General features: G+C 56.2%; 20 protein-coding genes. 11 read left to right on the top strand and 9 right to left on the bottom strand.

Annotation, left to right across the window (positions count from 1 at the left end; all coding sequences use genetic code 11):
- Positions 1 to 24 precede the first annotated feature (24 nt).
- From QVZ43_RS11045 to QVZ43_RS11075, 7 genes are all read right to left on the bottom strand, one after another.
- Positions 25 to 486, bottom strand: coding sequence for an FKBP-type peptidyl-prolyl cis-trans isomerase (locus QVZ43_RS11045; RefSeq protein WP_223793509.1), 462 nt, complete (start codon positions 484 to 486; stop codon positions 25 to 27).
- Between the two features lie 196 nt (positions 487 to 682).
- Positions 683 to 1,249 (bottom strand): DUF1285 domain-containing protein, encoded by a 567-nt coding sequence (locus QVZ43_RS11050; protein ID WP_302909981.1) that lies wholly within the window; start codon positions 1,247 to 1,249, stop codon positions 683 to 685.
- A gap of 21 nt (positions 1,250 to 1,270) precedes the next feature.
- Positions 1,271 to 2,167, bottom strand: a complete 897-nt coding sequence (locus QVZ43_RS11055) for a radical SAM protein (protein WP_302909982.1) — start codon at positions 2,165 to 2,167, stop codon at positions 1,271 to 1,273.
- 40 nt (positions 2,168 to 2,207) lie between these two features.
- The gene (gene sixA, locus QVZ43_RS11060; protein ID WP_223793506.1) at positions 2,208 to 2,657 is read right to left on the bottom strand and encodes a phosphohistidine phosphatase SixA; all 450 of its coding nucleotides are present in this window, start codon (positions 2,655 to 2,657) and stop codon (positions 2,208 to 2,210) included.
- Between the two features lie 18 nt (positions 2,658 to 2,675).
- Positions 2,676 to 3,746 carry an NAD(P)H-dependent glycerol-3-phosphate dehydrogenase gene (locus tag QVZ43_RS11065; RefSeq protein ID WP_302909983.1) on the bottom strand — a complete coding sequence of 357 codons (1,071 nt, stop codon included), beginning with the start codon at positions 3,744 to 3,746 and terminating at the stop codon, positions 2,676 to 2,678.
- Between the two features lie 66 nt (positions 3,747 to 3,812).
- On the bottom strand, positions 3,813 to 4,304 hold the full coding sequence (locus QVZ43_RS11070) for an STAS domain-containing protein (RefSeq protein WP_223793504.1): 492 nt from the start codon (positions 4,302 to 4,304) through the stop codon (positions 3,813 to 3,815).
- 22 nt (positions 4,305 to 4,326) lie between these two features.
- Positions 4,327 to 5,529 carry a PP2C family protein-serine/threonine phosphatase gene (locus QVZ43_RS11075; protein WP_302909984.1) on the bottom strand — a complete coding sequence of 401 codons (1,203 nt, stop codon included), beginning with the start codon at positions 5,527 to 5,529 and terminating at the stop codon, positions 4,327 to 4,329.
- Between the two features lie 114 nt (positions 5,530 to 5,643).
- On the opposite strand from QVZ43_RS11075, the gene QVZ43_RS11080 reads away from it, so the two are divergent.
- Positions 5,644 to 7,131: an HD domain-containing protein gene (locus tag QVZ43_RS11080; RefSeq protein ID WP_302909985.1), complete on the top strand. Its 1,488-nt coding sequence runs from the start codon at positions 5,644 to 5,646 to the stop codon at positions 7,129 to 7,131.
- 11 nt (positions 7,132 to 7,142) lie between these two features.
- Here QVZ43_RS11080 and QVZ43_RS11085 read toward each other — a convergent pair whose 3' ends face one another.
- Positions 7,143 to 8,162, bottom strand: a complete 1,020-nt coding sequence (locus QVZ43_RS11085; protein WP_302909986.1) for an NAD(P)/FAD-dependent oxidoreductase — start codon at positions 8,160 to 8,162, stop codon at positions 7,143 to 7,145.
- Between the two features lie 118 nt (positions 8,163 to 8,280).
- On the opposite strand from QVZ43_RS11085, the gene QVZ43_RS11090 reads away from it, so the two are divergent.
- From QVZ43_RS11090 to QVZ43_RS11135, 10 genes are all read left to right on the top strand, one after another.
- Entirely contained in the window at positions 8,281 to 9,237 is a 957-nt protein-coding gene (locus QVZ43_RS11090; RefSeq protein ID WP_302909987.1) for an acyl-CoA desaturase, read from the top strand.
- On the top strand, positions 9,234 to 9,701 hold the full coding sequence (locus QVZ43_RS11095; RefSeq protein WP_223793499.1) for a nuclear transport factor 2 family protein: 468 nt from the start codon (positions 9,234 to 9,236) through the stop codon (positions 9,699 to 9,701). Before QVZ43_RS11090 ends, QVZ43_RS11095 begins: the two co-directional genes overlap by 4 nt.
- Positions 9,698 to 10,477 (top strand): SDR family NAD(P)-dependent oxidoreductase, encoded by a 780-nt coding sequence (locus QVZ43_RS11100; RefSeq protein ID WP_302909988.1) that lies wholly within the window; start codon positions 9,698 to 9,700, stop codon positions 10,475 to 10,477. The genes QVZ43_RS11095 and QVZ43_RS11100 overlap by 4 nt, the downstream gene beginning before the upstream one ends.
- Positions 10,478 to 10,494: 17 nt before the next feature.
- A complete protein-coding gene (locus QVZ43_RS11105) occupies positions 10,495 to 11,769 on the top strand; it encodes an NAD(P)/FAD-dependent oxidoreductase (protein WP_302909989.1) in 1,275 nt (424 codons plus the stop codon).
- Positions 11,766 to 12,650 (top strand): DUF1365 domain-containing protein, encoded by an 885-nt coding sequence (locus QVZ43_RS11110; protein ID WP_302909990.1) that lies wholly within the window; start codon positions 11,766 to 11,768, stop codon positions 12,648 to 12,650. The genes QVZ43_RS11105 and QVZ43_RS11110 overlap by 4 nt, the downstream gene beginning before the upstream one ends.
- Complete coding sequence (locus tag QVZ43_RS11115) at positions 12,638 to 13,912, top strand: class I SAM-dependent methyltransferase (RefSeq protein WP_420890911.1); 1,275 nt, start codon at positions 12,638 to 12,640, stop codon at positions 13,910 to 13,912. The genes QVZ43_RS11110 and QVZ43_RS11115 overlap by 13 nt, the downstream gene beginning before the upstream one ends.
- Complete coding sequence (locus QVZ43_RS11120) at positions 13,909 to 14,430, top strand: DUF2878 domain-containing protein (RefSeq protein ID WP_302909991.1); 522 nt, start codon at positions 13,909 to 13,911, stop codon at positions 14,428 to 14,430. The genes QVZ43_RS11115 and QVZ43_RS11120 overlap by 4 nt, the downstream gene beginning before the upstream one ends.
- Positions 14,427 to 15,170 (top strand): hypothetical protein, encoded by a 744-nt coding sequence (locus QVZ43_RS11125; RefSeq protein ID WP_302909992.1) that lies wholly within the window; start codon positions 14,427 to 14,429, stop codon positions 15,168 to 15,170. The genes QVZ43_RS11120 and QVZ43_RS11125 overlap by 4 nt, the downstream gene beginning before the upstream one ends.
- A gap of 87 nt (positions 15,171 to 15,257) precedes the next feature.
- Positions 15,258 to 16,070 carry an exodeoxyribonuclease III gene (gene xthA / locus QVZ43_RS11130; protein ID WP_302909993.1) on the top strand — a complete coding sequence of 271 codons (813 nt, stop codon included), beginning with the start codon at positions 15,258 to 15,260 and terminating at the stop codon, positions 16,068 to 16,070.
- A gap of 18 nt (positions 16,071 to 16,088) precedes the next feature.
- Positions 16,089 to 16,718, top strand: a complete 630-nt coding sequence (locus tag QVZ43_RS11135) for a TetR/AcrR family transcriptional regulator (protein WP_302909994.1) — start codon at positions 16,089 to 16,091, stop codon at positions 16,716 to 16,718.
- A gap of 4 nt (positions 16,719 to 16,722) precedes the next feature.
- On the opposite strand, the gene QVZ43_RS11140 is transcribed toward QVZ43_RS11135, so the two are convergent.
- Positions 16,723 to 17,139 carry a phasin family protein gene (locus QVZ43_RS11140; RefSeq protein ID WP_302909995.1) on the bottom strand — a complete coding sequence of 139 codons (417 nt, stop codon included), beginning with the start codon at positions 17,137 to 17,139 and terminating at the stop codon, positions 16,723 to 16,725.
- Positions 17,140 to 17,496 lie beyond the last annotated feature (357 nt).

Below are 17,496 nucleotides of genomic sequence, written 5' to 3' on the forward strand. Positions count from 1 at the left end.
TCAGCGAAAGCTATTCAGAAAAGCTTAGTGCACGTGACCGTGCTCTTGCTCTTCGTCAGTTGCTTCACGGGCTTCAACGATTTCTACGTCGAAGTGCAGAGTCTGACCAGCCAGCGGATGGTTGGCGTCGATGGTCACAGTCTCTTCAGCCACTTCAACGACACGAACAACCTGAGGACCGCCCGGAGTCTGCGCCTGGAACTGCATGCCCGGCTCGATGGTGTCTACGCCTTCAAAAGCGGAGCGCGGTACAGGCTGAATGAGCTCTTCGTTCACCTCGCCGTAGCCTTCTGCCGGCTCTACGGATACTTTCAGCTGCTCGCCAGCCTGCTTTTCCTGCAGCGCGTTCTCGAGTCCGCCGATGATGTTTTGTGCACCTTCCAGGTACGACAGAGGCTCACGACCTTCTACACGGGAGGAATCAAGTTGCTCTCCCTCATCGTTGGTGAGCGTGTAATGGATGGTGACAACACGAGGTTGGGCCATGGGATCTCCTTGCGGGTCGTAATGACTGTTTAAGTATGTTTGGGTAATCGAATCGGATCTTGAACAGCCTCACTGAACAGAGGACCTAACGACCACCAGGCCTCGTTATAAAATCTCATAACAAGTTAGAAAGCACAGTGTAGCAATGGACACTTCGCATTTTCTACCGTTTACCATGGGGGCTCGGTAAGGGTTTTCAACCACCGCGGGCAATTTCGAAGAAGACGCCATCACTCAACACCCCGAGCACCTCACCGCTTACCTTTTTCCGCTCAACGACATAACCCGCCAGATCATAGAACGCCGAAGTGACCAGTCGCGCCTCAACTCCGTGACGGACAGTCACTACCGGTCGAGGTTCGTCGGAATCACCGTAAGTGCCGACGACGAGAGTATGAGCGGAACCCAGGGTAAGGGTTTCGCCAGTATTGGTCTCTACAGTAAGGACTTGTTCTTCACCCTCACCTTTCGCTCTCAGCGAATGAGCCAGCAAAGGGGTGTCTTCCACCTGAATGCGCCACTTTTCAACGGGCGTGACCAGATAAAATTCCCCATCGTCCTCACGACGAAGAATGCTCGCAAAGAGCCTCACGATGGACTCTCGTTTGATGGGCTCCCCCTTGTAAACCCACTCACCATTGCGGGCGATGCGCATGTCCATCTCGCCAGAGAGCGGAGGATGCCACTTCTCCAGCGGTGGGCGCCCCGGGTCGCGGATGGCGTCTTTAACCCGTTCTGCCAGATCATTGGAGTGTTTGCTCATAGCCGCTCTGCCGCCTTGCCGTTACAGACCACGCATCCATTCAGCCCGTAACGGCACCGCGCCCGGGCTATTGATTGCCAGGTCCACCTGATCGAGCATCGTTTGCTTGTCACGCCCCAGCACGCCCTTGAGGACAAGGTAGTTGGACGCGTGATCGCTCCGGAAGATCGTATTCTCCAGTTCCAGGTGCTCAAGGAACAGTTTTATCTCCTCAAACAAACCGGATTGAGACAAAGGCTCGAAGTCATCGCCGAACCCCTCCCGGAAGCGCTCCTCCCCTTGGGGGAAGCTGACAACCAGTGTTGAGAGATAGTCCGGCTGGGTTTCGTTGCACAAAGTGGCGGTATTGATGGCGTGTTGCCGGGATAGAGCTTGCCCACCCAGCCCGTTGAGCACCATCACTGAGCTGGTGAGTCCGGCTTCACGAATCTTCTCCAGTGCCGAGCGGGTTGACTCCCAGGTTTCGCCCTTGTTGACCCGGCGCAACACTTCGTCGTCACCAGACTCCATGCCCACGTAAAGAATTTCCAGGCCGGCTTGCCTTAGTTGAGCCAGTTCGTCCACGGTCTTCTTTGCCAGATTCCGGGGCAGGCAGTAACTGGACACCCGCTCCAGTTCCGGAAAAGCAGACCGAAGATCGGCAAGAATTTCCAGAAGCCGGCGCGTCGGCAGCACCATGGCATCACCGTCTGCCAGAAACACTCGTCTTACACCATTCAGGGAACGGGCCGCCTTGCCGATGTCAGCCCGAATGTCTTCGGGTTTGCGAGCGCGGAACTTCTTTTGCGGCTGAGTATACATTTCGCAGAAAGTGCATTTATTCCACGAGCAACCGTTGGTTACCGGCAAAATAAGTGACTTGGCCTCACTCGGCGGACGAAACACCGGCTCAATGTAATCAATGGGGAAACTGTACATAGGGCTGCAACGTTGTTAGCTGAGTGTTATCCCTTAAACGTCAGGGTAGAAATTGGTCTTTCAAGTCAGCACATCCCGGCCCGACGACCGGCACATCCAAAAGAACCGCCTGGGAGGTCATAAACGGTATGCCGTGTCTGTGGCCATCGACCAGAAGGGTTGAGAGGCTGCCAACAAAGGGCATGTGAGACACCAGCATCAGGGGCCATTCCTGCGCCTCGAGCAGCGCGTCCAGGCACGCCCCCGGATCGTCGTCCGGAGTCAGGAATTCCCGTTCATCAACCGGGCAATTCAGAATTTCAGACACGATCGCGGCCGTCTGGCGGGCCCGTACGTAGGGGCTGCACCAGATAAGCTCCGGACGCCATTCGGACTCGGCAACCTGGGCCGCCACCGCGGCCACCTGGTGCCGCCCGATTTCAGTCAGCTCCCGCTGCTGATCGATGGTGTTCCAGCCAGCCTCTCCGTGACGCATGACAAACAGATGCATTAGGCCTCCACAAGCCGCTCAGTGGGCAATGGTGCGCGGCAGGATGAACTCCACATCAGAATTCTGAACCGCCATCATCAGGCTGTTAATCACCGCACTGATGGAAGCGGAGCCATAGAGGATTTCAAACAGGCCCCGCACCAGCGGCATGTAGATACCAACCCCTTCAGCTTTCTCCTTGACCAACTCGAGGGTATAGATACCTTCTGCCACCTGGCCAAGCTCGCTGACAGCCTCATCCAGTGTCTTGCCCTTGCCTACCGCGTAACCTACCCGGAAATTCCGGCTCTTGGAGGAGGTGCAGGTCACGATAAGGTCGCCAACACCCGCCAGCCCCATGAACGTCATGGGATTGGCCCCGAGGCTGACTGCAAATCGGCTCATTTCGGCCAGCCCTCGGGTCATCAGCATGGCACGGGCGTTTTCCCCCATCTCGAGCGCATCCGCCAGGCCTGCAACGATGGCGTAGATGTTCTTCAGCGCCCCGGCCAGCTCAACGCCGTACACATCCACATTGGCATAGACCCGGAAATACGAACATCCAAGCAGATCCTGGACAGTCCGGCGCACGTCCGGATCCTTGGCGGCAATCACGGTTGCAGTGAGATCCCGGGCGGCAATCTCGCTCGCCAGGTTTGGACCGCTCAGTACCCCAATCCGGCACCGGGGAATTTCCTCCTGGAGCACTTCGGACATCAGTTTGAAGCCGTCACGCTCAATACCTTTGGTCAGGCTGATAACGATCTGGCCATCCCTGAACTCGGACCTGTGCTGGCTGATCACTGAGCGAAACGCTTTGCTGGGAATAGCGACAAACACGATCTCAGCGTTTGCGATAGCGCTCGCCATGTCTGTGGTCGGCTGAATATCGCCAGTGAGCTCTACTCCAGGCATGTAGCGACTATTTACGCGGGTATTTTCGATCTCTGCGGCCTGGTCCGGGTCGCGCATCCAGAAATGAACCGTGTGACCGTTTTCGCCAAGCACTTTTGCCATGGCAGTACCGAAGCTACCACCACCCAATACGGCAACATCGTGTGCCGCTTCGCTTGACCCAGTTTTTTTCTGGGACGTGTTTGTTTCCGGCATAGCTGATCCGTGTTTTTTATGATTTCGGAGGACACCCGGCCCGGGTCAGGTAGCGATCGCCGCCAATCAACCTGGCTCTTCGCACTCCAGCGCCTGCACCAGATTCTTGAACTCTTCTCTGTTACGGCTATTGAGCCCCATCAGGACCTTGTGGGCGTCCAGTACCTTGTCGCGAACCTGTTGTTCGCTGGCTTTCAGAACGGGAATTTCCTCAAGCTCTTCGATTCGGGAAGCAGGCTCCCGAACAATAATGAAGATCTTATCGAAACCCATCGAGGTGATGATACGGGTAATATCAGGATTGGTGGAGATCAGGGTGGGCAGAAAGTGACTTTGTTGCTGAGCGGCCATGGCGATTTTGGCAAGCAGGCCAAGGGTCGTACTGTCGATAACCTCGGTTTCGGTCAGATCGATCACCACGGTCTTGAATTCCGGATCCCGGGTGATGGACTCAACCAGATTGTCCAGCGTTGAACAGAGGTTCAGCCGGATTTCCCCGATAAACTTCAGGACATAAATGCCCTGTTTTTCAGCCTGCAGGATTTTATAACCAGCCATCATGCTTCACACGGTTACTCGTTTAACGACGGGAATCTGACTCACTGGCCGTGTCCGTTACCGACACAATAGCTATATCGTCAGGTAATTCCGTGATGTCGTCGAGATTAAGGGCCTCGCTCAAGGAGGCGATAGTGTGCCGCCCACTGGATACGAGTTCAAGTAACGTCTTTTCCTTATCATCAAGGCTTTTGGCCCGGATGACCTCCAGAATGCCATCGGAAAACAGTATCAGTCGGAAGGGTTTGTCCAGCGAAGCTTCGTACACATCCCATTCAGGGTCCTCGAACAAGCCTACCGGAAGACCTCTGCCCTCGAGAAAAGCTGTTGAACCTTCTTCAAACGACAGAATTGGCATCGGGAAATGGGCGCCAACGGCGTACCGTAATTTACGTTCGCTCAGCGTGATGATGCCAACGAAGACAGTAACGTGCTTGCCTAACCCGGTGTCCAGTAATTCCGAATTGATCCTTTGCAAGAACCGTTCGGGATACAGAATGTCGTCGCTGGACCCGCGGCGCAGGTTGCGCTGAAGCCGGTTCGTCAGGTTTTTGAGCAAAACGGTGACGAAAGCCGAACTGGCGCCATGCCCCGAAACATCCGCGATATAGACCAACACCTGGTTCTCAGTGATCGGGAAATAATCCAGAAAATCGCCGCTCAGGTAAAGCGAGGGCTTGATCAGGTGCTCGACGTGTAAGCCTTCAATATCCTGCTCCCGATCTGGCAGCATCTTGAGCTGTACCTTGCGCCCTGCCCTCTGGTCTGCCCGCAACTCAGCTATACCGTTGCGTAATTCCCGGTTGGCCTCTTCCAGTTCTTGCCGGTAGAGCTGATTCAGGCGATTGACTCTGACCCGGTCAAACAGTTTCTCGATGACATCATCCAGCGCAGCTTTGTCATCATTACAGGGCTTGAGCAGAAAATCCGCGGCACCGGCCCTGAGAGCCGCCACGACATCCGCGCTGGAGCTGCTCTCCGAGCAGCATACGATGGGCGTGAGGCTTTCCGACTCTTCAATTATTCTGGCCAACTCACGAATCGTGGCCGGAGGAACATCGACAAAAATAACGTCTGGAATGCCTTCACTGAACACCGTCTGAGCTGCGCCGAAATCGGCGCATCCAGTGACATAGAAGCCACGGGCCTCCAGATAGCGGGCAAGTTCCGTCCGGGCATGTTGGTCGGCGTCGATAATCAGGATGCGCTCAGTGCGCGAGGTCATGGCGGTTGCCCTAAACTACCAGCGATAAACGAGAAATTGGCGATACTAAGCCTATTCTGGCACGCCTCTGTGATATAACAAGGGCAGTTTCGCCAAATTGGGAGATTCAGCGATATGAGACGTGCAGTGAACGACTTGCTCGGCGCGTATGACAAACTGATCATGGACCCGGTTCATGGCGGCATCCCACTCTACCGACATGAAATTCAGGTGATTGACCATCCCCTGTTCCAGCGACTCCGGAATATTTGTCAGAACGACATCCTCAGCCTGGTTTTTCCCGGCGCTACCCACTCCCGGTTTCTCCACAGCATCGGTGTTCTGCATGTCGGCACGCGCATGTTCCGCTCGATGATCGATGCCTACCTCCGGGAACGAAAGCTGAGCGAATGCACTGACCTGAGCCTCAGCCAGTTGGATGCCATCGATTACCTGGCGAAGATCATTCGCCTGGGGTGCCTGCTTCACGACAGTGGCCACTCCAGTTTCTCTCACCAGTTTACCAAGGCCCGCCGGATACGGGAGTTGATGTCACGCCCCGGACGATTCGCCGATCTCTGGGCGGGTATGGATTTCTCCGACTATCACAGCGAAGAGCCCGAAGAACTTGAGCACGAGCATTATTCCGTTCGGGTTGCTCACGAGGTCCTTTCGGCTGTCGACCTGGAGGACGCCGGGATCTGTGCCCGGGACGTCATCGGCATTATGGAAACCACGGAAACAGCGCCCAGCGAGACCTTCCGCCAGCATGCCCATACGTTCTGGGAGTTCATCGCTGGTTCCGAAGCGCGCTCAAGTGCCATGAGCGGAACCGACATACCACGCCTGGTGCGGGACCTGCTGAAATCGGTGGTATCCGGGGAAATCGATGCTGACCGCGCAGACTACATGCTGCGGGACGGCTTCCATTCCTCCGTCACCATCGGCGGCTTCAACCTGGACCATCTGCTGAGCAACCTGAGATTCGGCTGGGATGTGTCTGAACCGTGGCTGGGCCTTGCCATCACCCAGAAAGGCCTCGGGGCCCTCGAGGATTTCGTGTACAGCCGCCACCAGATGTACCGCAAGGTCTATGCCCATAAAACCGCCCTGGGTTTCGACTGGCTACTCCGGGAGGCCATTAACGAAGTTCTGGAAGATCCGGACAACTTTGCATGGGTGGATACCTGCCTGAGTAATATGGAGTACTTCGCCGAGCTTACGGACAATTTCTTCTGGGAGGCGTTCCGCAAGGAAGCCCGGCGCAACCCGGCCAGTTACTCCCGCTGTATTGTCAATCGCGTCAAACTGAATCATCTGGATACCCGCGAGGACCTCACGGACGAACAGGTCAGGCAGCACAGCACCTGGCTTGGCCAGGAACTGGACCTCGACCCCGACAGCGTGGTCACCTGTTCCATGAGGGCGCGGTTCTCCAAAATCCAGGAGAATTTCGATGGCATCAAGGTGCTGATTCGCGACCCGATCGACCGCTCCCGCTCACTCAAACAAATCACCGAAGTCAGTGCCTTCTTCAGTAAATTCCGGGATGGAACCATCACCCATTTCTATACCCCGCCGGACAAGCCAACGAAGCAGATCACTGCGCCGCTGATTGAGTGATGCGGCCCGATTCAGGCGCCGGAAGGCATGGCCTGGACCAGTTGGCTCGCACTGTCGAACGCCCCTTCCACACGCCCACCGCTTAGCCAGTCACCAGCCAGGCCGATTTGCTGCTCGTCGAACCACAGGTGCCCCGGCTGTGCGTCGCAGGCAGAGCGGGCGTACAGCCATCGGTGCGCAATCACCTCGCCAGGATCCTCCGCAAAGCCCACCAGATCCCGAAACGCCTCGACCAACAGAGCCGCAACCTGCTCCGGTGGCGTATCGACGTGGGACTGACTCCACGCAGGATCGGCGTGTAATACCCACCACTCTCCCTCATCTTTCCGATCAGGCTTGCTGGAGTTATTGGCAAGCCAGTACAGGACCGGGTGTTCCACACGCATACCCTGGTGGTGCTCCCACGGTGTTTCATTGAAGTGCGCAGCCACTGCCCAGCATGGCAGTATGCCAGCGACATAGTCCTCGAGCATTACGGCTTCCGCTTCAAGTCCACTGTCCATCAGTAAGTCGCGACTCTGGGCGGGCGGTGCGGTCAGAATGATCTGGTCGAAGCTGCCGAGTGAACTATCCTCAGTATCATAAAGAGTCCACTGCTCCCCATGCCGGCTGAACCGCTTAACCCGGGTTTCCGGCACCACATCGAGGTGATGGGACAGAGCTCTCGTGATCGCGGTCATCCGTGGTGTGCCCACGTAACGGTGCTCCTCAGGGAAGGGGCTCCACTGGCCAGTCACGCTCCTGAAGCCGAATTCGCCCTGCCAGGGGGCAAAGGTGGAGTCACCAGCGTAATGACGGAGAAAGGGAAGGAAATCCGGGTTACGAGCCGTGAAATACTGCGCACCGATATCGGCGGAGCCCCCCGGTACCCGCTTGGCAGCCAACCTGCCCCCCGGCCCCCGACTCTTCTCGAATACGACCACTTTGTGTCCCTGCTGTTGCAACAGGATTGCTGCAGTAAGACCTGACAGGCCTGAACCAACAATGGCAATACGGCGTACCGGCAGTGAAACTGATTTTTCGTTCGGCATTTAAATAAGTGCATCCAAAATGAAGGGATTAAACGTACAACCATCTAAACAGGCAACCAGACGCTGTTCCAGTAACGCTCTGGCGACAAAGAATTTTTCAGAGGAAGGCAAATCGGGTATGTCCCCCACGAATAACTGGCGCTTGAACATTCTGAGGTGGTTCGATTCCGAAGCCGGTTCAGATCACATAGATACCACCTCCAAGCACTTCAACGTTCTCCGTGTGGTGCCTTTTCTGCTGCTCCATCTGGCGTGCTTCCTGGCCTTTTTCACCGGAGTCAGCACCTTTGCGGTGGTGTTTGCGCTGGCGTTTTTTCTGGTCCGGATGTTTGCCATTACAGGGTTTTACCATCGGTATTTTGCCCACAAAACGTTCAAGACCAGCCGGCCCGCCCAGTTTGCCTTTGCCGTTTTGGGCGCGAGCGCTGCCCAGCGGGGGCCGCTCTGGTGGGCGGCCCACCATCGACATCACCATCAACACTCCGACCAGGAACAGGATCTGCATTCTCCCCAACAGCGCGGATTCTGGTGGTCCCACATTGGCTGGTTCACCTGCGATGCGGGCTTCGCCACCGATGAGCGCCGGGTTCGGGACTGGGCAAAATATCCGGAACTGCGCTGGTTGAACCGGTTCGACGCTGCCATTCCCGCCATCGCTGCCGTAGTCATATTCGGCATCGGCGAGACACTTGCAGCTTGGGCGCCTCATCTGGGTACCGACGGCTTCCAGTTACTGGTTTGGGGCTTCTTTATCTCAACCGTCGCGCTGTTTCATTCCACCGTAACCATCAACTCCCTTTGCCATGTTTGGGGCAAGCGCCGTTTTGACACCTCTGATGACAGCCGCAACAACTTCTGGCTGGCACTGGTAACGCTGGGCGAAGGTTGGCACAACAATCACCACCGCTGGCCCCAGTCCGTTCGCCAGGGATTCCGCTGGTACGAAATCGATATGACCTGGTATGGACTCTGGCTGCTTGCGCGCCTCGGTATCATCTGGGATCTGAACCCTATACCGGAACATATTCAAGAGGAAACCCGGAAACTGGATAACATGAGGAGGAGCCGCTCATGAAAGCCGCCCCAGCAGTCGAGGTTGGAGCGCCGGACGCTGCCGTTCCCGCGACCCTCGACAAGTTCAAGAGCCTCTTTAATGAGCTGGACAAAGGCAATCTGAATCGTCTGGCAGAGCTCTACAGCGAAGACATTTATTTCCAGGACCCGCTCAGTTCGGCGCAGGGCCTGGACGACCTGACGCACTACTTTGCCAGTGCATACGCGAACGCCATCAGCTGTCGGTTTGAGTTTTCTCACCCGGTGGTGGACGAGAACAGGATCGCCATTCCGTGGGTCATGCACCTCCGGCACAAGCGGATCAACAAAGGCGGGTTAATTCAGGTTCAGGGAATAAGTCACCTTGCCGTTCGCAAGGGCAAGGTGTATTACCACCGAGATTATTTCGACGCAGGTCAGTTGCTGTACGAAAACCTTCCGGTGATGGGCAAAGTCATTCGCTGGGTGAAGGGATACGCGGGATGAGTCATCGCCTTGAGTCACCGTCCAACATCTGGATAACCGGAGCAGGGAGTGGTATCGGCGAGGCCCTGACCCGGGCATTGGTCCGGGGTAACCATCGTCTGATATTGACCGGCAGGCGTTCAGAGCCACTGGAGGAACTGTGCCGGGTGGCGCCAGAGAAAATGCTCAGTGCGCCGGGTGACACGACCAACCAGGAAGATCTCAGGCAAATTGCCCAGGTACTCGAAGACCAGGGCGACCTTCATATGGTCATTCTTAACGCCGGTACCTGCCAGTATCTTGATGTGGCCGAATACGACAGCCGGATCATCGAACAGAACGTCCACACCAACGTGATCGGTACTGCCCGCTGTCTTGATATCGCCCTACCCGCACTGCGACGCACCCGGGCCAAAGGTCTGCCGGCAACGCTGGTCATCGTCAGCTCGTCGGCATGGTGGTTTCCGTTTGGCCGGGCGGAAGGCTACGGCGCCTCAAAAGCGGCGCTGACCTACTTCGCCCACTCGCTGCGCGCCGACCTCGCCCACGAAGGCATTGATGTGGTGGTGGTCTCGCCAGGATTCGTAAAGACGCCCCTGACTGACCGCAATGACTTTCCCATGCCCTTCCTCGTCACCGCGGAAGACGCCGCAGAGCGCATCGTAAGCGGGCTGGCCAAGGGCAAGAACGAGATTGACTTCCCCAAACGATTCACCTGGACGCTGAGACTCCTTGGCGCCCTTCCCCAGGGGCTGGTTGACCGGATGGCCGCCAATATGGCGCGTAAAGGCACCTAACAACAGGACTTCATTGGATGAGTGACCATCGTCAGCGTATTGCTGTCATTGGGGCCGGCGTTTCCGGCCTGACCGCCGCATGGCTGTTAGCGAAACATTACGACGTAGAGCTGTTCGAAGCCGCCGACTATGCCGGCGGCCACACCAACACCGAGCATGTCGAAGCCGGTGGCCGTACCTGGCCGGTAAACACGGGATTCATTGTGTTCAATGACTGGACCTACCCGAACTTCATGCGGCTAATGGACCTGCTTGGCGTTCCATCCGAAGTCAGCGATATGAGCTTCAGTGTGGAGTGCAGTCACAGTGGACTCCAGTACAACGGCACCAACCTCAACAAGCTGTTCGCCCAGCGCCGCAATCTTCTCCGCCCATCGTTTCTTCGGATGATCCACGAGATCCTAAGATTCAACCGTGAAACCCGGAAAGCGCTGGAAAATAACTCCATCGACGACACCGAAACCCTCGGGCATTATCTCAACCGGAACGGCTACTCCCGATACTTCCGGAATTACTACATCGTGCCTATGGGTGCCGCGATCTGGTCCGCCCCGGAAATCGTTCTGGAGCAGTTTCCCATCCGCTTCTTCCTTCAGTTTTTCAACAACCACGGGATGCTGTCCGTCGATGATCGGCCCACCTGGCGCGTCATCTCCGGAGGATCGTCCCAGTACGTGTCCAGAATGATGGACCGCCTCGGACCTCATACTCATTTAAATACTCCCATCGACCGCGTCAAACGGGATGAACAGGGCGTGAGCCTTTGGATCCATGGAGAGGAACAACGGTTCGATCAGGTGATCTTCGCCTGTCACAGCGACCAGACACTGTCGATTCTGGGTGATGACGCAACTGCTCAGGAACGCGAAATTCTTGGCGCTATCGGTTTTCAGGACAACGAGGTGGTCCTGCACACCGACAGCCACATGCTTCCCAGTACACAGCTCGCCTGGGCGGCATGGAATTACTTCATTCCGCAGCACAGCACCGAACCGGTGTCCGTCACCTACAACATGAACATTCTGCAGAACTTTCACGATGCCCCTGAAACCTTCTGCGTAACCCTCAACCGCAGTCAGGACATCGATCCGACGAGGGTCATCAAGACATTCCGGTACTCCCACCCTGTATTCACTCTGGATGCGGTGGCAGCCCAGAAACGTTATGAAGAAATCGGAAACCGGAACCGCAGTCACTTCTGTGGCGCCTACTGGTTCAATGGCTTTCATGAGGACGGCGTTCGGAGTGCCCTGCGCGTCACTGGTGACCTGGGCGTGGAACTCAAGGCATGAACAGCCAGTGGCTTGAGGGCTCCGTTCGGCACCGGCGAATGGCCCCCACCCGGCATCGGTTCGAGTACAGCACCGGCATGCTGGCTGTGGACCTGGATGAGTGGGATTCGGTCACGGATATCAGCCCGCTCTTTTCTCTGGAACGTTTCAACTGGCTGTCTCTTCGGCGGGCCGATTATTTCAAGCCGGATCATGGCCCTCTGGCTGACGCCATCCGCCAGCACGTGGAGCAGGCCACAGGCTGGCGGCCAGAGGGCCGCATTGAGCTGATATCCCATCCTCGATACATCGGATACGTGTTTAACCCGGTGAGCTTTTATTTCTGCTATGCCGGGTCAGACGATCCCATGGAAGGCGCTGTTCCAAAGGTGATCGTCGCCCAGATCACCAACACGCCCTGGCACGAACGTCATACCTATTGTCTCGAAACCACCGGATCGCCACCGAGCCCAGCTGGCTGGCGCAGCGAACGGTTTGGGTTTGAGAAACGATTCCACGTATCACCGTTCAACGGCATGGAACAGTCCTACCAGTGGACGTTCAGCTTCCGAGGCCCGGAACTGCGCATTCATATGAACGTGAACGAAAACGACAGCAAACACTTTGACGCCACGCTGGTAGTCCAACGGGCACCCCTGACACGTAAAGTACTGCATAGAAGCCTGCGCAGATTTCCGCTGGAAGCATTCAAGGTGACCGCGGGGATTTACTGGCACGCGTTTAAGCTGAAGCTCAAGGGTGCGCCTTTTTACACCCACCCGGACAAGCTACCAGCAGACGACCCTGCCTTTGAGCGTGGTGTGCAGGATGCGGGGCTGGACGTGTCGTCAACGGTCAATCACAACCAACATCGCGGAAGGGTTAGCTCATGGAGAACCTGAACACACCGGCAACCACGCCAGACCAGGCTGTGGCACCAAATCCCTGGGCGGATCGGATGGCCCGTAAGCTGGTGGTCCAGCAGTTTGAACGGCTGGCGCACGGACGCCTTCTGGTAAAGGATGTCGATGGCGAAAACCTGACCTTTGGCGACGGCGACAGCCGCTATCCGGCCGCGGAACTCCTGGTCCACGACAGTTCCACCTGGAGAGATCTGCTCACCGGAGGCAGTGTGGGAGCTGCAGAAGCCTTCGTAGCGGGCGACTGGTCGTCCCCGGACCTGGTCGCCCTACTGCGTTTTTTCACCCGCAACATTGACCGGATGAACGCCTTTGAAGACCGCTACAGCTGGGTGACCAAGCCTGCTCTGAAAGGTTTGCACTGGCTGAACCGGAACACCAAAGAAGGCTCCCGCAAGAACATCAGTGCCCATTACGATCTCGGTAACGACCTGTTCGAAATGTTCCTTGACCCATCCATGATGTATTCGTCGGCAATCTACCCCAACGACGAATCCAGCCTGGATGAAGCCGCCACCCACAAGCTGGACACCATTTGCCGGAAACTCGACCTGAAGCCTACCGATCACGTGATCGAAATTGGCACCGGCTGGGGCGGATTTGCTATTCACGCCGCCAAACATTATGGCTGCCACGTGACCACAACCACCATTTCGAGTGAACAACTGGAACTCGCCCGGACCAGAGTGAAAGAAGAAGGCCTTGAGGAGCAGATTACCCTGCTGTTCGACGATTATCGCGACCTTGAAGGCAAATTCGACAAACTGGTCTCCATAGAGATGATCGAAGCCGTCGGCCCGCAGTTTCTCGACAGCTACATCAGCCAGATCAACCAGCTCCTTAAACCTGACGGGCTTGCCCTGATTCAGGCCATCACCATGCCAGAGCAACGCTACCAGCGGGCGCTTAAGAACGTGGATTTTATTCAGAGGTGTATTTTTCCGGGCAGTTTCATTCCGTCGTTTGGTGCCATTCTCGATTCTGTTCGGTCACGCAGCAATCTGGTCATGACCCACGCCGAGGACATTGGATTCCACTACGCCAGAACGCTCAGCGACTGGTGCAAACGGTTTATGGCGCAGGGCGATAAAGTAGAGAAACTGGGCTACGACCTGGCTTTCAGGCGCCTGTGGCAATTTTACTTCGCGTACTGCGAAGCGGGATTCAGCGAACGTGCCATCGGGGTTTCACAACTCCTGCTGGCCAAGCCTGAAAACAAGCGCGCCAATCTGCTGAGCCTATGATCACTTCGGAAACCGCCCGCAATGTTATTAACTTCCTGCTGTTTCAGGCGGGGTGGCTGATCTGCGTGCTATTTCCCGGCAAGCCCGCAGCCGCTATCGTCCTGGGATTTCTGGTGCTTCACTTTATTCTCGTAAGCCAAAAGCGCAAGAGTGAGCTCCAGTTTATTGGCCTGGGGACCTTGGTTGGTGCCACGCTCGATCTGCTGTGGTTCCGGACCGGTGTTCTTGGATTGGACAGCCAGGAAGTGTTGCTGACGCCATCATGGCTGGTGGCCATCTGGGCGATTTTTATGACAACCCTGTGCCACTCGCTGGATTGGATCAGCCGAAGGGCCTGGTTGCCCTTTGTGCTGGCGCCCGTTGCCGGCCCCTTTGCTTACTGGTCCGCCAGCAAACTCGGTGCAATCACCCTTCCCGACCTGGCCCCGTCACTGGTGGCCATGGCCATTGGCTGGCTGGTGGTCTTCCCCCTGCTACTCTTTATCCGCAAATCCCTGTATCCGGAATTGCAGGCATGAACACTAAACGTCTCCTGACACTGGCCTCGGCCCTGTTGCTGACCTGCTCACCGGCCATCGGCGGTGAGATGCGCTTTACCGGCACCGCCAAGACGTTTTCGGGAGGAATCCTCTATACCGAGGATCACGATATATCCGGAAGCTGTCGGGACGGCAGTTTTCGGCCAGACGCTCATCAAGTGAGTTACCGGTGGCCCGGTCAGGCGCAACCATTTGCCCGGAAAGACCTGGTTTACGGTGAATCCCTTATTCGGCCAACCGTTGATTTTCGCCAACCTCAATTCAACGAATCCATAGCCATTAACTACACCGGCGAATTCAAGCTGGAAGTGAACTGGCAGGCACCCAAGGGCGAAACAAAGACCTTCGATATCTCGTTCCCCGAAAACCTCGTGGTGGATGCCGGTTTCGATAATTTTGTCCGCCGGCACTGGGAGCAGGTGCTCAGTGGCGAGTCCGTATATTTCCATGTTCTTGCACCCACACGGGGAGAGCATTTTGCGTTCGTGCTGGAACCTGCCGAAAACCCTGACATCACAGCAGATCACGTATTCCAGATTCGCCCCACCGGCTTCGTTCTGCGCTTCCTCGTCAAACCGATCCAGCTCGGGTACGACGCCAATGGCGCACTCACCGACTACTATGGTCTGACCAACATTCGGAAGAACAAAGATTCCAACTACACGGCCCATATCCGGTACCGCATGACAGACTGGCCAGACTGTGAACTGATCCGCTGAAGCCGCCTCCCCCGCCCACGCCGAACCCCCAGGGCAATGTGTTACACTGCTCTCGCCCTAGTTCTTCAGAGTCCAGAGTTCGCACCCATGATGTTCGTTTCGTTCAACGTCAACAGTATTCGTACCCGTATTCATCAGCTCCAGGCGGTCATTGATCAGCTCAACCCGGATTTCATCGGCCTTCAGGAAACCAAGGTACGGGATGAAGAGTTTCCCGAGGATGAAATCCGTAGCATGGGCTATCACGTCAGTTTTCATGGCCAGAAAACCCATTACGGCGTAGCCCTGCTGTCAAAGCAGGAGCCCGATAAGATCATCAAGGGATACCCCTGGGACGGCGAAGATTCCCAGCGCCGACTGATCACCGGCGAGTTCACCGTAGACGGGCAGAAGCTGACCGTAATAAACGGCTATTTTCCTCAGGGTGAAAGCCGGGACCACCCGGTCAAGTTTCCCGCCAAGGAAAAGTTTTATGCCGACCTGATGAAATACCTGGATGAACTGGCAAACGCCGGGGGTCATGTTGTGGTCATGGGCGACATGAACATCTCGCCCACCGATCGGGATATTGGCATCGGGCCGGACAACGCCAAGCGATGGTTACGCACCGGCAAATGCAGTTTCCTGCCAGAAGAGCGGGAATGGCTTGGCCAGGTTGAGTCCCGTGGTTACACCGACGTGTTCCGACACCTGCACCCGGAGGAATCAGACACTTTCAGCTGGTTCGATTACCGCAGCAAAGGGTTTGAGCGCGAGCCCAAGCGCGGCCTCCGAATCGACCTGATCATGGCCAGCAGCAGCCTGCTGCCGAAAGCCATTGAAGCCGGGGTGTCCTACGACATCCGGGGCATGGAACGTCCATCAGATCATTGCCCCGTATGGGCGAAAATTGAACTGTAGGGGCAAGCTCGTTATTGCATGAAAAAAATTAAAACCAGGGATCGGATCCTCAATACCAGCCTCGCCCTGTTCAACAGCCTGGGCGAGCCCAACGTCACCACGCTGCTGATATCCGACGAAATGGATATCAGCCCGGGTAATCTCTATTACCACTATAAAAGCAAAGGCGACATTGTGGATGAGCTCTTCAAGCTCTACGAAGAGGAAATGGTGGATCTGCTGGCCGTTCCGGCGGACGCCGATATTTCCCTGGACCAGAAAGGCTTCTTCCTTCACCTGTTGTTCGAGGCGGTTGCCCGGTATCGATTTATCTATCAGGACCTAGTGAACATACTGTCCCGTTACGACCACCTTCAAAGCCGCTTCAAGCGCCTCAAAGGCAAAAAGACCGAAGCGTTCCGCGTGATCTGCCGGAGCTTTCAGCGCCAGGGTATGATGGAAATTGACGAAGAACAACTTGAAGCAGTTTGCGAACAGCTTACTCTAACAGCCTGTTATTGGAGTAGTTTCGATACGCTCTCACACTTACGCGACCGGGAATCGGTGGATCCCGGCCGGGGGGTTTACCAGATGTTTCATCAGGTCATCCCCTACCTGACCCCCTCCGAGCGGGAGCAAGCCAGGCTTATGAGCCGGGATTACCTCTAGTTTATTACTCTTCCTCGTCAGCGGCTCGCTTGCCCCGAAGACGCTTAAGCTCATCCTCGAGCGCTTCGATTCGGTGCTCCAGCGCTTCAATTTCTTCCCGGCGATGAATGCCAAGGCGACGTAACGCTCCGGACACACGCTCATCGAACAGGTGCTCCAGCTTATCCCAGGTGCCCGTTGCTTTCTGACGGACGTCATCCACCCGGGTTTCGACCGACTTGATCTGCTTCTCAACAACACCTCGGGTCTTGTTCTCCAGTTGTTCGCCTTCCTGAACCAGGCGCTCAAAAAACTTCCCGGTATCTTCTTCAGCCTTGTTGTACGCCCCAAGGCCGGCCAACCAGATCTGACGCGCAGATTCTTTCACTTTTGCCGCGAGCTGCGGATCGTTCTCCGGCTTTTTATCGCTTTCTTCAGACATGCAACAACCTCAGGGAAAGGAATTAGGACTGGACGACCATTGTATTACACCACCAGCACAATTTCAGTGCGCCTGTAGGCCGCTCTGGATAAGGCTTCAGTATAAGCAGGCTACAGATATGAAAAAATGTTTTGAACAGATGAGGGGAAGAACTTGCGGTGCTCAAAATATATACAATACTTCCTAATACCGGTGTCCCTGCTGATGCCGGTTTGTCTGGAAGTCTTTCATGGATACTACTCGCACGCCTCTGCCCGGCACCCTCTGCCGGGCTTTTTTTTGAACCACCGCGCCGCTCACTCACCTTGAGCCCCCGCGCTCAGTGCTCTGGACGCTCATCCCTCCTTGATGTCCCCG

Origin of the sequence: Marinobacter suaedae (assembly GCF_030519635.1) — a bacterium.
Lineage (GTDB): Bacteria > Pseudomonadota > Gammaproteobacteria > Pseudomonadales > Oleiphilaceae > Marinobacter > Marinobacter suaedae.

Excerpts from the sequence above, each read along its gene's own strand:
- QVZ43_RS11045 (WP_223793509.1), bottom strand. The coding sequence starts at position 486 with ATGGCCCAACCTCGTGTTGTCACCATCCATTACACGCTCACCAACGAT.
- QVZ43_RS11050 (WP_302909981.1), bottom strand. The coding sequence starts at position 1,249 with ATGAGCAAACACTCCAATGATCTGGCAGAACGGGTTAAAGACGCCATC.
- QVZ43_RS11055 (WP_302909982.1), bottom strand. The coding sequence starts at position 2,167 with ATGTACAGTTTCCCCATTGATTACATTGAGCCGGTGTTTCGTCCGCCG.
- sixA (WP_223793506.1), bottom strand. The coding sequence starts at position 2,657 with ATGCATCTGTTTGTCATGCGTCACGGAGAGGCTGGCTGGAACACCATC.
- QVZ43_RS11065 (WP_302909983.1), bottom strand. The coding sequence starts at position 3,746 with ATGCCGGAAACAAACACGTCCCAGAAAAAAACTGGGTCAAGCGAAGCG.
- QVZ43_RS11070 (WP_223793504.1), bottom strand. The coding sequence starts at position 4,304 with ATGGCTGGTTATAAAATCCTGCAGGCTGAAAAACAGGGCATTTATGTC.
- QVZ43_RS11075 (WP_302909984.1), bottom strand. The coding sequence starts at position 5,529 with ATGACCTCGCGCACTGAGCGCATCCTGATTATCGACGCCGACCAACAT.
- QVZ43_RS11080 (WP_302909985.1), top strand. The coding sequence starts at position 5,644 with ATGAGACGTGCAGTGAACGACTTGCTCGGCGCGTATGACAAACTGATC.
- QVZ43_RS11085 (WP_302909986.1), bottom strand. The coding sequence starts at position 8,162 with ATGCCGAACGAAAAATCAGTTTCACTGCCGGTACGCCGTATTGCCATT.
- QVZ43_RS11090 (WP_302909987.1), top strand. The coding sequence starts at position 8,281 with ATGTCCCCCACGAATAACTGGCGCTTGAACATTCTGAGGTGGTTCGAT.
- QVZ43_RS11095 (WP_223793499.1), top strand. The coding sequence starts at position 9,234 with ATGAAAGCCGCCCCAGCAGTCGAGGTTGGAGCGCCGGACGCTGCCGTT.
- QVZ43_RS11100 (WP_302909988.1), top strand. The coding sequence starts at position 9,698 with ATGAGTCATCGCCTTGAGTCACCGTCCAACATCTGGATAACCGGAGCA.
- QVZ43_RS11105 (WP_302909989.1), top strand. The coding sequence starts at position 10,495 with ATGAGTGACCATCGTCAGCGTATTGCTGTCATTGGGGCCGGCGTTTCC.
- QVZ43_RS11110 (WP_302909990.1), top strand. The coding sequence starts at position 11,766 with ATGAACAGCCAGTGGCTTGAGGGCTCCGTTCGGCACCGGCGAATGGCC.
- QVZ43_RS11115 (WP_420890911.1), top strand. The coding sequence starts at position 12,638 with ATGGAGAACCTGAACACACCGGCAACCACGCCAGACCAGGCTGTGGCA.
- QVZ43_RS11120 (WP_302909991.1), top strand. The coding sequence starts at position 13,909 with ATGATCACTTCGGAAACCGCCCGCAATGTTATTAACTTCCTGCTGTTT.
- QVZ43_RS11125 (WP_302909992.1), top strand. The coding sequence starts at position 14,427 with ATGAACACTAAACGTCTCCTGACACTGGCCTCGGCCCTGTTGCTGACC.
- xthA (WP_302909993.1), top strand. The coding sequence starts at position 15,258 with ATGATGTTCGTTTCGTTCAACGTCAACAGTATTCGTACCCGTATTCAT.
- QVZ43_RS11135 (WP_302909994.1), top strand. The coding sequence starts at position 16,089 with ATGAAAAAAATTAAAACCAGGGATCGGATCCTCAATACCAGCCTCGCC.
- QVZ43_RS11140 (WP_302909995.1), bottom strand. The coding sequence starts at position 17,139 with ATGTCTGAAGAAAGCGATAAAAAGCCGGAGAACGATCCGCAGCTCGCG.